The sequence below is a fragment of the Nocardioides sp. zg-DK7169 genome, from assembly GCF_013155365.1.
In the GTDB taxonomy this organism is placed as follows: domain Bacteria; phylum Actinomycetota; class Actinomycetes; order Propionibacteriales; family Nocardioidaceae; genus Nocardioides.
On sequence record NZ_JABJRA010000007.1, the window covers coordinates 1 to 12,497 of the forward strand.

Here is a 12,497-nt window from a genome sequence, read left to right on the forward strand (position 1 = left end):
AAGGCCCCCAGCAGAACACTGGGTTGATAGGCCGGAGGTGTACAGCAGCAATGCCTAGCCGACCGGTACTAATAGGCCGAGGGCTTGTCTTACACTCACTTTGCTGAAACTATCAAGACGACCGCGCATGATCGCGTCCACGATCCAACACAACACCACATGCACGACATGTGAATAGTGGCTTGGCTCCCCAGACACCCACCCCCGAACCCTCACAGGTTTGTGGCTGGTGGTGATGGGTGGAGTCGATAGAGTTACGGCGGCCATAGCGAAAGGGAAACACCCGGTCCCATCCCGAACCCGGAAGTTAAGCCTTTCAGCGCCGATGGTACTGCAACCGAGAGGTTGTGGGAGAGTAGGACGCCGCCGGACAATCATTCACAGAAAGGGTCGCACCCGTGAGGGTGCGACCCTTTCTGCTATTTCGCGTGCAGGTGGCGCGACAGCTTCCGCGCGCAGCAGCTGGTCGTGCCGGACGCCGTTGTGGGGGGTCGCCGGCGCCCGGCACCGAGCCATCCTAAGCACTCCTCTTGCCGCTGGGTAGTGGTCTGGACCGAGCGGGGACATGGTGCAGGCGGTCCGGGTCACCGGTGGATGTCCCCCTACGAAGTGAGGTCCCCATGTCCGTGCTGCGCCGTGTCACTGCTGCCTTCGGCTCCGCCGTCCTGATCACTGTGCCGCTGAGCATCGTCGGCGCCCCCGCCGCGAGCGCGGCGGAGCGCGAGTTCCGCTGCTCCGGCGCGTCCGTCGACTTCGAGGTGGAGCGCGAGGGCGGACGATTCGAGGTCGACGTGAGCATCGACGGCACCCGCAACAGCCGGTGGCGCGTCACGCTGCGCCAGGACGGCCGGGTCGTCAGCAACCGCGTCCACCGTGCCGACAACGACGGCGACGTGGACGTGCGCCTGCGTCGGCCCAACACCCCCGGCGCCGACGTCTTCAAGCTCCGGGTCAAGAAGATCGGCGGCGCGCCCGCCTGCACCAGCAGGATCCGGCTGCGCTGACGCCCGATGATGTGGACGTGCCAGCGACGCCCCACCTACTGAGCCGCACGGACGCGCGACGCATCGCGGTGCAGGCCCAGCTCCTCGCTCGCCCGCGCCCGGGCGGCCTGGGCGCGGTGGTGCGCGGGGTGTCGCTCGTCCAGCTCGAGCCGACCGCCGCGATCGCCCCGAGCGCGGACCTCGTGCTCTGGAGCCGGCTCGGCGCGGCGTACGACCCCACGCACCTGCGCGCCGCGCTCGACGAGCAGCGGCTGGTCGAGATCGGCGGCTTCGTGCGGCCGCTCGAGGACGTCGTCCTGCTGCAGGCGGAGATGGCGGTGTGGCCGGGGCCGGAGCCGCGGCGCGCGTGGCAGGTGGAGCTGGCGGAGTGGCTGGGTGCGAACGACGCCTCCCGTCGCGAGGTGCTGGCGCTGCTGCGCTCCGACGGTCCGCTGCCCGCGAGCGAGCTGCCCGACACCTGTGCGCGGCCGTGGCGCTCGAGCGGGTGGAACGACTCGCGCAACCTGCGGATGCTCCTGGAGGTGCTGGTGCGCCGAGGCGAGGTCGCCGTCGCCGGGTACGAGGGGCGGGAGCGCCTGTGGGACCTCGCCGAACGGGTCTACCCCGAGGTCCCTGTGCCGCCACTGGCCGAGGCGCGTCGCGAGCGGGCCGTGCGCCGGCTGGCCTCCCTCGGCATCGCGAGGCCGGGCGGGCCGCAGGACCCCGGCGAGCCGATCGACCTGCGCGACGTGGGGGAGCCGGCCGTCGTCGAAGGGCTGCGCGGATCCTGGCGGGTGGACCCGTCATGGATCGGCCGGCCGTTCGCGGGGCGTACGGCGCTGCTCTCGCCCTTCGACCGGTTGATCAAGGACCGCCGCCGCCTCAGCGAGGTCTTCGACTTCGACTACCTGCTGGAGATGTACAAGCCGGCCGCCCAGCGCCGCTGGGGCTACTACGCGCTGCCCGTGCTCCACGGCGACCGGCTGGTCGGCAAGCTCGACGCGCAGGCCGACCGGGACACCGGGGTGCTGCGGGTGCAGGCGCTCCACCGCGACGTGCCGTTCACCGCCACCATGGACGCCGCCGTCGAGGCGGAGGTCGCTGCCCTGGCCGGCTGGCTCGGCCTCGAGGTCGAGGGCCCGGGATGACCTGCACCGGGTCCCGCGCGAGCGATAGGTTGCCACCCGTGTCCGAGACCGTGAGCCCGCCCGGAGTCGTCGCCCTCAACCACGTCGGGGTGAGCGTCGCCGACCTGCCCCGGGCACGCGCCTTCTGGGCCGACGGCCTCGGCGCCGCCGACCACGGTGCCTTCGGCTGGCCGGCCGGCACGGCGCCCGCCGACGAGTCGCTCGCGACCGAGGGCACCGCCGCCGAGGTGGTGCTGCTGCGCACCGACGCGGCGTTCCTGGAGCTCTTCGCCTTCTCCGCACCGGCATCCGCGCCCCGCCCGGGAGGCACCCCGGGGGTGAGCGCCCTGCGCTGGGCGGTCCCGGACGTCGCGGCCACCCGCGAGCGCCTCCGCTCGCTCGGGGCCGGCACCGTGCCCGCCGACGAGACGCTCCCGGTCCGATGCCCGGACGGCACCGAGGTCACGCTGTGCGCGGCGGGGGACGGCCCGACCGGCCTCGTGGGCGCCACCGTCGCGGTGGCCGACCCGGAGCGCCACCCGCTCCCGCCGGTCCCCGGGCCGGTGCGTGTCGACCTCGTGGACGGCGCGGACGCCCCGCCCGCACGCCCGGTGGACCACGGCGTCAACCACGTGTGCCTCGACGTCACCGGGATCGCGGACCTGCGCGCCGGGCTCGAGGGGGTGCGCTGGCATCACGACGTGTCCGAGTCCAGCGGCGGCATCGCGGCGGTCTGCTACGGCACGACCGACGACGGGCTGCTCGTCGAGCTGCTCGAGAGCCGCTCGCCCGAGGCGTTCTTCGCCCGCTGCAAGCTGGTGCACCCGTGAGCGCGCTGGACGCCGGGCGGGTGCTGGTGGTCGCCGCCACCCCCGAGGAGGCGGGCCACCTGCCCGCGGGGACGCCGCTGGTGGTGACCGGGATGGGCAAGACGCTGGCGGGTGTCGCCACCGCGCGGGCGCTGTACGAGCGCGCAGGCCAGGTCGACCTGGTGGTCAACCTGGGCACCGCGGGCGCGCTGCGCCCCGGGCTGGTCGGCCTGCACCGACCCCGCCGGGTCCTCAACCACGACCTCGCCGCCGGGGCGATCCGCTCCCTCGGCCACGACCCGTTCGACGAGCTCGAGCTCGCCCATGGCGATGAGACCGTGCTGGCGACGGGGGACGCGTTCGTCAGCGACCCGGTCGTCCGCGACCGGCTCGCGCAGCGCGCCCACCTCGTCGACATGGAGGGGTACGCCGTGGCGTGGGCGTGCCGCGAGGCCGGCCTGCCGCTCCTCCTGGTCAAGCACGTCTCCGACAGCGCGGACGCCTCGGCGCACGACTGGCCGAGCGTCGTCGACGCCAGCGCGCGGGTGCTCGCCGAGGCGCTGGCCGAGCTCCTCGAGTCCGGGCCGGACGGGCCGGACGGGCCGGACGCTCAGACCGGCTGACCGGTCCGCTCGCCCGGCTCGCCGTCGAGGTCGTCGTACGGCGTGTCCGTGCCGCCGTCGGCCGGCCCGCCCATGCCCGGCTGCGCGACCACGGAGGCCGCCGCGGCACTGCTGACCGCGGCCTCGGCGGTGGCGTCCGAGGCACGCGAGGCGGCGTCCAGCGCGCGGCGCACGGGGCGCTGGCCCAGCAGCGCGAGGAGCACCGCGCCCACCGTGGCAGCGACGGTGACGACGAAGGCGGCGCCGTACCCCTCGGCGTCGGCCGCCCGGCCGGCGGCGCCGGAGCCGAGGGCGTAGCCCACGCCGGTGGCCCCGCCGAGCAGCGTCATCGCCATGCCGACGCGCGACATCGGCACCAGCCGCTCGCCCAGGGTGAAGACGCTGATCATGTACGGCGCGACGGCGAAGCCGAGCAGCAGCACGACCGCGATCAGCGCACCGATCGAGTCGACGCCGAGCAGCGGGGTGGAGAGCACCACGAGGGCCGCGGCGAAGGCGAGCACGCGCCGCTCGAGGCCGAACCGCTCGGGCAGCGCCACGGTGGCCAGTCCGGCCAGCACGCTGCCGACGCCGAGGAGCGCGTGCACGAGCCCGGCGACCTCCGGGTGCCCGGCCTGGTCGGCGAGCGCGGTGGTGCCGGTCTGCACGGAGCCGAACAGCATGCCGACGAAGAGCTGGGCGAGGAGCAGGCCGCCGAGCAGCGGGGTGAACAGCCGTCCACCGACCTCCGCGGCACCCTGCACGGCGCGGCCGGTGAGGCGCGCGGTCGGGTGGATCGCGAAGGCGCTGCCGAAGACGAGCAGCAGCACGGAGGCACTGACGAGCGCGCCGCCCGGGGAGGCCAGGGCGACCAGCCCGCCGACGAGCGCCGGGCCGAGGACGAACGCCGCCTCGTCCGCGGCACCCTCGTAGGAGAACGCCGCCGACATCAGCCGGCCCTGGCCGGAACCGGCCTCCTGGGTGATCGGGCGCCAGCGCACCCGGGCGAGCGGGCCGACCTGCGGCATGAAGAAGCCGGCGAGGGCCGCGCTGGCGATCAGCACGCCGTCGGCGGCCCCGGCGTCGGTAAGGGCGACCAGCGCCCCCAGGCCGGCGGCGCCGAGGACGGACTGGACGAGGACGACCGGGCGCTGGCCGATGCGGTCCGCGAGACCGCCCGCGAGCGGGGAGCCGATCGCGTTGGCGACCGCGAGGCCGCCGGCGGCGGCGCCGCCGGTGCCGTAGGAGCCGGTGCTCGTGGCGACCAGGAGCAGGGTGCCGATCTGGCTCATGCTCATCGGCAGCCGCCCGAGGAAGGCGACGACGACGTAGAACCAGCCGGTCAGGCCGAAGAGACGACGGTAGGTGGCGAGGGGGGACACGTGGGGAGACTTCCTTCGGGCGCGTTCACGAGCGCGCCGAACCCACCACCAAGACGCGCGGAACCCTTAACCGAGCCCCTAGCATATCGAGCGACCGGTGGGCTGCGCATTTCTCGGCGCCGCCCACGGCAGACTGGGGCGCATGCCTCTCGGGTCCCGCATGCTCTCGTCCCTGCTCGCCACGACCGGCGTCCTGACGGGGGTGGTGGTCAGCGCCCCGGACGCCCGCGCGCTCGATCCGGCGCCGGTCACCCTCGCCCTGGAGGCGCCGCGCGCGGTCGCCGGCGAGGTCAGCGACGTCTCGCTCTCGCTCGGCACCGACACCGGGCCGGTGCTCGCCGCGAGCGTGCGGGTCGAACGCCGCGTCGGGGGCGAGTGGAGCCCGCTGACGACCGTGGTGACCGACGACACCGGCCACGCGGTGGTGCCGCTGCGGCTGCGCAAGGTCGCGGCCGACAACGTCGTGCGTGCCAGCTGGTCGGGCGACGAGACCTACGGGCCCGCGCGCGCCACCCTCACCGTGCGGCTGCGCAGGCTCACCAGCCGCCTGGTGGTGCGCGCGCCGGCCCGCGTCGTCGACGAGCAGCAGGTCCGTGTCGAGGTGCGCTGGCGCGCCGGCGGCCGGCCGGTCGCCGGCCGGGTGCAGGTGCTGCGCCGCGACGCCGGCGGCCCCTGGCGCGCGGTGCGCTGGGTGCGCACCGGGGGCAAGGGCGCGGCGAGCCTCGTCGTACGACCGCGGGTGGACACGGCCTGGAGGGCCAAGGCGCCCGCCGTCGACTGGGCCACCCGCGCCACCAGCAAGGTGCGCCGCATCGACAACGTGCCGCCCGGCACACCGGTGTCCCTCCCGGCCGCGGCACCGAAGCCGCGGGTCTCCCTGCCGCGCCAGCAGCGGGCGATCGGCACCGGGCCGAACCCGGTGGTCACGACCATCCCGGACGGGGTCTGGCGCACCATGACCGGACGCAGCTGGCACGCCGGCTGCCCCGTGGGTCGCGGCGGTCTGCGGCTGCTGCGGATCAACTACTGGGGCTACGACGGCTACCGCTACCGCGGCGAGCTGGTCGCGAACGCGGACTCCGTGGGCCGGATGTCGGCCGCGCTCGCCTCCATGTACCGCCGTGAGCTGCCGCTGCGCTCGATGTACCGCGTGGACCGGTTCGGCTGGTCCAAGCGGCTCAACGGCGCCGACGACTACGCCTCGATGGCGGCCGGCAACACCTCGGCGTTCAACTGTCGCCACGTGGTCGGGCGCCCCGGCGTCCGTTCGCCGCACTCCTACGGCCGCTCGCTGGACGTGAACCCGTGGGAGAACCCCTACCGCGCCTCGCACGGCTGGACCCCGAACTCCTGGTGGGTCGGGCGCAGCCACCCCCGCGTCGCCTGGCGCTCGAGCGGGCACCAGGTGGTCCGGCTGATGGCCTCGCACGGCCTGCGGTGGACCTACGGCACCAGCGACGCCCACCACTTCGATGCCACGCCCGGCGGCGCCGCGGGGCGCCTGCTCACCCCGGCCGAGCTGCACCCCCAGTGCGACGGGTTCGTGTGCAAGTGAGCAGCGACTGCGCGTTCTGCGCGATCGTCGCCGGCGAGGCCGCCGCCGACGTGGTGCTGGAGACCGACGACCTGGTGGCGTTCCTCGACCGACGCCCGGTCTTCAAGGGCCACGTGCTGCTCGTGCCCCGCACGCACGTCGAGACGCTGCCGGAGCTGCCGGCCCGGCTGCGCGACCCGTTCCTCGAGGCCGGGCAGCGGCTCGCGACCGCCGTGGTCACCGGGCTCGGTGCCCAGGGCAGCTTCGTGGCGATCAACAACACCGTGAGCCAGTCGGTGCCGCACCTGCACCTGCACGTGGTGCCGCGCACCAAGGGCGACGGGCTGCGCGGGTTCTTCTGGCCGCGCACCCGGTACGCCGACGCCGAGGAGCCCGCGTCGTATGCCGCCCGCCTGCGCGCGGCGCTGGAGGACGCCGGGGGCGGCGCCGCCTAGAGTGACCGCGGTCACCAGCACACGCCACGACGGAGGAGTCAGCATGGGTCGTTTCGAGGGTCGCGTCGCCGTCATCACCGGGGCCGCCCGCGGCATCGGATTCGCCACCGCGACGCGCTTCGCCGAGGAGGGCGCCTCGGTCGCGGTCATCGACCTCGACGAGGAGGCGGCCGCCGCCGCGGCCGCCCGCCTGGCGCCCGTCGACGGCGCGAGCGCGATCGGCGTCGGCGCCGACGTCAGCGACGCCGGTTCGGTCGCCGCGGCACTCGCCCGGGTCGTCGGCGAGCTCGGCGGCCTCCACGTGCTGGTCAACAACGCCGGCATCACCCGCGACAACCTGCTGTTCAAGATGAGCGAGGACGACTGGGACCTGGTCCTGGGCGTCCACCTCAAGGGCGCGTTCCTGATGAGCAAGGCGGCCCAGGAGCACTTCGTCGCCCAGCGCTACGGCAAGATCCTCAACCTCTCCAGCACCTCCGCGCTCGGCAACCGGGGCCAGGCCAACTACTCCGCCGCCAAGATGGGCGTGCAGGGGTTCACCCGCACCCTCGGCATCGAGCTCGGCCCGTTCGGGATCAACGTCAACGCGATCGCGCCGGGCTTCATCGCCACCGAGATGACCGACGCGACCGCGGCACGCCTGGGCATCGAGCTCGAGGAGTTCCGCCGCCTCAACGCCGAGGCCAACCCGGTGCGCCGGGTCGGGCGGCCCGAGGACATCGCGGCCGCCGCGGCGTTCCTGTGCAGCGACGAGGCGTCCTACATCACCGGCCAGACGCTGTACGTCGACGGCGGGGCCACCCTCGGCTGAGGAGGGGTCGAGGCGCGGATCACACTGCTTCGGTGCGGGGAGGCGACCGGGTATTCTGGCCTTCGGGCGCGCCTACCCTGCTGCGGCGGTGTCGCCCGCCAGACTGGGTGAGGCGACGCCGACCGCTCGCCGCACCCGACGGGTGCCCCCTTCCCCGACGTCGACCTCGAACGGAGCCTTCCCGTGCGCCGTGCCCGCCTCCTGGCTGCCACCGTCCTCGCCTCCAGCCTCGCGCTGACCGCCTGCGGCGGCGACGAGCCCGCCGACTCCGGAACCGACGAGCCGAAGGCCGCCGAGAGCAGCGTGGAGGCGACCTGGCCGCTCACCGGCCTCCCGGTCGGTGACGGCGAGGACGCCAGCCAGGACCACCCGGTGATGGTCGTCAAGATCGACAACAGCTCCGCCAGCAGCCCCCAGCTCGGCCTCGGCAAGGCCGACCTGGTCGTCGAGGAGCTGGTCGAGGGCGGGATGACCCGCCTGGCCGCCTTCTTCTACTCCGAGCTGCCGGACAAGACCGGGCCGGTGCGCTCCATGCGGGCCAGCGACATCGGCATCGTCGCCCCGAGCGAGGGCGTGATGGTCACCAGCGGCGCGGCCCCGGTCACCATCGAGCGGATCAACGACGCCGGCATCAAGTTCTTCAACGAGGGCAGCCCCGGCATCAGCCGCGACAACGCCCGCTCCGCGCCGTACAACCTCTTCGCGGACCTCGGCGTCATCGCCGAGGAGGCCGCCGGGGGCGACGAGCGCCCGGACGACTACCTGGAGTGGGGCAGCTCGGACGACCTGCCCAAGGGCCAGCCGGCCAGCACGGTCTCGGCCAGCTTCTCCGGCGGGCACACGACGAGCTGGCGCTTCGACAAGGGCGCCTACGTCAACGAGAACTCCTACGCCGCCGACGGCGAGGAGTTCCGCGCCGACACCGTGCTGGTGCTGCGGGTGAAGGTCGGCGACGCCGGCTACCTCGACCCGGCGAACAACCCGGTGCCCGAGACCAAGCTCGACGGCAGCGGCGAGGCCCTGCTGTTCCACAAGGGCCGCCTGGTCCGCGGCACCTGGACCAAGGACGGGCTGGACGCTCCGATCGAGCTCTCCACCAAGGCCGGCGACCTCACCGTCCCGGCCGGCCACACCTGGATCGAGCTGGTCCCGCAGGACGGCGGGGACGTCACGTTCGGGAAGTGACGCCCGGCGCCCCGGCCACGCGCCGGGGCGCTCAGCCCCGCGTGTCCGGCCCGGCCGGGGTCGAGGTGGGCAGCTCGACGCCCTCGTTGGCCAGCGACTGGAAGCCCATCAGGATGAACGTGATGGCCGTCTCCACGCGCTGTGCGGCCGCGACCGGGTCAGGGTCGGTGCTCACCGTCTCGCCGGCCGTCGACATCGCGCCGAAGAAGATCCGCGCGAAGGTCTGGAGCATGTCCTCGTCGAGCTCCCAGGTGCCGGCCTCGACGACCGAGCGCACGATCTCCAGGACGTTCGCGAACGTCGAGCGCTCCTCCTGCTCGCGGTAGCGCTCGTAGCCGAGCACCGCCGGGCCCTCCTGGATCACGATGCGGCGGTAGGCCGGCTCCTGCACGACCGCGAGGAACGCCCCGAGGCCGGCCCGGGCCTTGTCCCACGGGTCGCGGTGTCCGCGCAGCGCCTTCTGGATCGTCCTCGACGCCGCGCTCTCCACGCCCTCGAAGACCGCCTCGAAGAGCGCCTGCTTGCCGGTGAAGTGGTGGTACAGCGCACCCTTGGTCACCCGGGCGCCGGCCACGATCGCGTCGAGGGAGGTGGCGGCGTACCCGTGCTCGGTGAACAGCTCGGCCGCCACGTCCACCAGCGCGCGCTTCGTCGAGGCGGAGTACTGCTGGCGCCGGCTCGCCCCGGATCCGCCGGGGACCTTCGGGACGAGTCGGGCGACGGGGGACTTCGGCATCCCGCCAGCATATGACCTACCCGCGGTACGTCGGGGCGTGCGGCACCCCGGGGACACCGCCCGGTCGCGGGAGGGACCGGCGCACCGGGGGAGGTGCAAGATGGAACCATGGCAGCGGATCGAGGCGGGCTCGGCACGAGACCGGGAGCCGGCATGCTCCTGGTCGCCAGCCCCGAGCTGATCGACCCCAACTTCGCCGAGACGGTGGTGCTGCTCCTCGACGTCGACCCCGAGGGCGCGCTGGGCGTGGTGCTGAACCGGCCCTCGCCGGTGCCGGTCGCCGACGTCCTGCCGGAGTGGTCCGCCGCGGTCGCGGAGCCCGAGCTGCTCTTCGAGGGCGGCCCCGTCGGGCCCGACGGCGCGCTGGCGCTCGCCCTGAGCGAGGGCGCCGCGGACGACCAGCCGGTCGGGTTCCAGCCGGTCCTGGGCGACCTCGGCATGGTCGATCTCGACGCGCCGGTGGAGCTGGTGCGCGACCAGCTGCGCGAGCTGCGCATCTTCGCCGGGTACGCCGGGTGGGGCGCCGCGCAGTTGGCGGAGGAGATCGCCGAGGGCAGCTGGTACGTCGTCCCGGCCCACGCCGACGACATCTTCCGGGTGGACCCGACCCAGCTGTGGCGCGACGTGCTGCGCCGCCAGCCCGGCGAGCTGGCGTGGGTCTCGACACGCCCGATCGACGCCGGGCTCAACTGAGCGCCCGCCGCCCGCGCGGACGCGGCGCGCCGGCCGGCGGGTGCGCCGGGGGCCGCGTCGGCGGATGAGACCACCCGCGCGGACTGACGTACCCTTGAGCCGTGAGCACCATCGGATTCGGGACCGGCACAGCCGTCGACGAGCGGGTACGCGAGGACCGTTCCACGCTCCCCACCCAGGGTGGTGACCACGAGCGCTTCTCGCACTACGTGGACAAGGACAAGCTCACCGAGGCGATGGTGATGGGCACGCCCGTCGTCGCCCTGTGCGGCAAGGTCTGGGTCCCCAGCCGGTCACCGGAGAAGTTCCCGGTGTGTCCGGAGTGCAAGGAGGTCTGGGAGGAGCTCAACGACGACGAGGGCAAGGAGTGACCGGGGGCACCGACGCCGCCGAACCTCAGCCCAACGCACTCAGCCCGGCCTGGCCGGAGCGAGCCGCGTGGGGTACCGCGCCGTCCCTGCGTGCGTGGCAGTCCGCTGCCATGCAGAAGTACTTCACCGAGCACCCGCGCGACTTCCTCGCCGTCGCGACCCCCGGCGCCGGCAAGACCACCTTCGCGCTCTCCGTCGCCTCCGAGCTGCTCGGTCGCCGGATCGTGGACCGCATCATCGTGGTCGCACCGACCGAGCACCTGAAGACCCAGTGGGCCGAGGCCGCCTCCCGTGCGGGCATCCCGATCGACCCGACGTACTCCGCAGGCAAGGGCAAGACCTCCGGCGACTACGTCGGCGTCGCGGTGACCTACGCCGGCGTCGCGGTCAACCCGCTCGCGATGCGGATCCGCGCCGAGCGGTTCAAGACCCTGGTGATCCTCGACGAGGTCCACCACGCCGGTGACGCGCTGAGCTGGGGCGAGGGCGTCCGCGAGGCCTTCGAGCCGGCCACCCGCCGTCTGGCGCTGACCGGTACGCCGTTCCGCTCCGACATCAACCCGATCCCGTTCGTCACCTACGCGCCCGGTCCCGACGGCGTGCCGCGCTCGGTGGCCGACTACACCTACGGCTACGGCGACGCGCTGGCCGACCACGTGGTCCGCCCGGTCCTGTTCATGGCCTACTCGGGCGAGATGTCGTGGCGCACCAGCGCCGGCGACGAGATCGCCGCCCGCCTCGGCGAGCCGCTCACCAAGGACCTGACCAACCAGGCGCTGCGCACCGCGTTGGACCCACAGGGCTCGTGGATCCCCTCGGTGCTCGCGGCGGCCGACAAGCGGTTGTCCGAGGTGCGCCGCCACGTCCCCGACGCCGGCGGCCTGGTGATCGCGACCGACCAGGACGCGGCCCGCTCCTACGCCAAGACGCTGCGCCAGATCACCGGCGAGTCCGCGACGGTGGTGCTCTCCGACGAGAAGGCGGCGTCGAAGAAGATCGGCGAGTTCTCCAAGTCCGACAGCCGCTGGATGGTCGCGGTCCGGATGGTCTCCGAGGGCGTCGACGTCCCGCGCCTCTCGGTCGGCGTCTACGCCACGACCACCTCGACGCCGCTGTTCTTCGCCCAGGCCGTCGGCCGCTTCGTGCGCTCCCGCTCGCGCGGCGAGACCGCGTCGGTGTTCCTGCCGAGCGTGCCCAACCTGCTCGCCTTCGCCTCCGAGATGGAGGTGACCCGCGACCACGTGCTGCAGAAGAAGGTCCGCAGCGAGGACGACGTCTTCTCCCCGGAGGAGCGCCTGCTCGAGGCGGCGAACGCCTCCGAGGCGGCCTCCTCGGACCTGCTCGCGTCCTTCGAGGCACTGGGCTCGGAGGCCCGCTTCGACCGGGTGCTCTTCGACGGTGGCGAGTTCGGCCACGCCGGCGAGGTGCAGGTCGGCTCGGAGGAGGAGATGGACTTCCTCGGGATCCCCGGCCTGCTCGAGGCCGACCAGATGCGCGACCTGCTGCGCCAGCGCCAGAGCGACCGCGCCCGCAAGCAGAAGTCGGCGCTGGCCTCGCGTGTCGACGAGGCCCGCAAGGCCTCCGAGGACCTCACCGAGGTGACGACCCACGAGCAGCTCGCGGTGCTGCGCCGCGAGCTCAACGGCCTGGTCGCCGCCTGGTACCACCGCACCGGCACCCCGCACGGCATGACCCACGCGAAGCTCCGCAAGGAGTGCGGCGGCCCCGCGGCCGCCGTCGCCAACGCCGAGCAGCTGCGTGCCCGCATCGACAAGGTCCGCGACTGGGCGGCGCGCAAGACCTCCTGAG

General features: G+C 73.8%; 13 protein-coding genes and 2 rRNA genes. 13 read left to right on the plus strand and 2 right to left on the minus strand.

What is annotated here, in order from left to right:
• From HOQ23_RS12310 to HOQ23_RS20930, 6 genes are all read left to right on the plus strand, one after another.
• Window positions 1-92: ribosomal RNA gene (locus HOQ23_RS12310) — 23S ribosomal RNA — on the plus strand; the annotation flags it as partial.
• A 163-nt stretch (window positions 93-255) separates the two neighbouring features.
• A 5S ribosomal RNA gene (gene rrf, locus HOQ23_RS12315) occupies window positions 256-372 on the plus strand.
• Between the two features lie 248 nt (window positions 373-620).
• Window positions 621-1,004 carry a hypothetical protein gene (locus HOQ23_RS12320; RefSeq protein WP_172214910.1) on the plus strand — a complete coding sequence of 128 codons (384 nt, stop codon included), beginning with the start codon at window positions 621-623 and terminating at the stop codon, window positions 1,002-1,004.
• Between the two features lie 17 nt (window positions 1,005-1,021).
• A complete protein-coding gene (locus tag HOQ23_RS12325; RefSeq protein ID WP_172214911.1) occupies window positions 1,022-2,131 on the plus strand; it encodes a crosslink repair DNA glycosylase YcaQ family protein in 1,110 nt (369 codons plus the stop codon).
• Window positions 2,132-2,169: 38 nt separating this feature from the next.
• On the plus strand, window positions 2,170-2,940 hold the full coding sequence (locus tag HOQ23_RS20925; protein ID WP_172214912.1) for a VOC family protein: 771 nt from the start codon (window positions 2,170-2,172) through the stop codon (window positions 2,938-2,940).
• On the plus strand, window positions 2,937-3,542 hold the full coding sequence (locus tag HOQ23_RS20930; protein WP_367650480.1) for a nucleosidase: 606 nt from the start codon (window positions 2,937-2,939) through the stop codon (window positions 3,540-3,542). The genes HOQ23_RS20925 and HOQ23_RS20930 overlap by 4 nt, the downstream gene beginning before the upstream one ends.
• Here HOQ23_RS20930 and HOQ23_RS12340 read toward each other — a convergent pair.
• Window positions 3,530-4,903 (minus strand): MFS transporter, encoded by a 1,374-nt coding sequence (locus tag HOQ23_RS12340; protein ID WP_172214913.1) that lies wholly within the window; start codon window positions 4,901-4,903, stop codon window positions 3,530-3,532. The two genes, HOQ23_RS20930 and HOQ23_RS12340, sit on opposite strands and share 13 nt — an antisense overlap.
• Window positions 4,904-5,045: 142 nt before the next feature.
• Between HOQ23_RS12340 and HOQ23_RS20935 the strand changes: the two genes are divergently transcribed.
• The 4 genes from HOQ23_RS20935 (at window position 5,046) to HOQ23_RS12360 (ending at window position 8,888) form a co-directional block, all read left to right on the plus strand.
• Window positions 5,046-6,458 carry a M15 family metallopeptidase gene (locus tag HOQ23_RS20935; protein WP_172214914.1) on the plus strand — a complete coding sequence of 471 codons (1,413 nt, stop codon included), beginning with the start codon at window positions 5,046-5,048 and terminating at the stop codon, window positions 6,456-6,458.
• Complete coding sequence (locus tag HOQ23_RS12350) at window positions 6,455-6,892, plus strand: HIT family protein (RefSeq protein ID WP_172214915.1); 438 nt, start codon at window positions 6,455-6,457, stop codon at window positions 6,890-6,892. Before HOQ23_RS20935 ends, HOQ23_RS12350 begins: the two co-directional genes overlap by 4 nt.
• Window positions 6,893-6,935: 43 nt before the next feature.
• A complete protein-coding gene (locus tag HOQ23_RS12355; RefSeq protein WP_172214916.1) occupies window positions 6,936-7,703 on the plus strand; it encodes an SDR family NAD(P)-dependent oxidoreductase in 768 nt (255 codons plus the stop codon).
• A gap of 183 nt (window positions 7,704-7,886) precedes the next feature.
• On the plus strand, window positions 7,887-8,888 hold the full coding sequence (locus tag HOQ23_RS12360; RefSeq protein ID WP_172214917.1) for a DUF3048 domain-containing protein: 1,002 nt from the start codon (window positions 7,887-7,889) through the stop codon (window positions 8,886-8,888).
• Window positions 8,889-8,919: 31 nt separating this feature from the next.
• Here the strand turns inward: HOQ23_RS12360 and HOQ23_RS12365 are convergent, their stop codons facing one another.
• Complete coding sequence (locus tag HOQ23_RS12365) at window positions 8,920-9,624, minus strand: TetR/AcrR family transcriptional regulator (RefSeq protein WP_172214918.1); 705 nt, start codon at window positions 9,622-9,624, stop codon at window positions 8,920-8,922.
• A 108-nt stretch (window positions 9,625-9,732) separates the two neighbouring features.
• Here HOQ23_RS12365 and HOQ23_RS12370 point away from each other — a divergent pair, with 108 nt between their 5' ends.
• The 3 genes from HOQ23_RS12370 (at window position 9,733) to HOQ23_RS12380 (ending at window position 12,496) form a co-directional block, all read left to right on the plus strand.
• Window positions 9,733-10,317, plus strand: coding sequence for a YqgE/AlgH family protein (locus HOQ23_RS12370; RefSeq protein WP_172214919.1), 585 nt, complete (start codon window positions 9,733-9,735; stop codon window positions 10,315-10,317).
• A gap of 101 nt (window positions 10,318-10,418) precedes the next feature.
• The gene (locus tag HOQ23_RS12375; protein WP_172214920.1) at window positions 10,419-10,688 is read left to right on the plus strand and encodes a DUF3039 domain-containing protein; all 270 of its coding nucleotides are present in this window, start codon (window positions 10,419-10,421) and stop codon (window positions 10,686-10,688) included.
• A gap of 86 nt (window positions 10,689-10,774) precedes the next feature.
• Window positions 10,775-12,496 (plus strand): DEAD/DEAH box helicase, encoded by a 1,722-nt coding sequence (locus HOQ23_RS12380; protein ID WP_301539787.1) that lies wholly within the window; start codon window positions 10,775-10,777, stop codon window positions 12,494-12,496.
• Window position 12,497 lies beyond the last annotated feature (1 nt).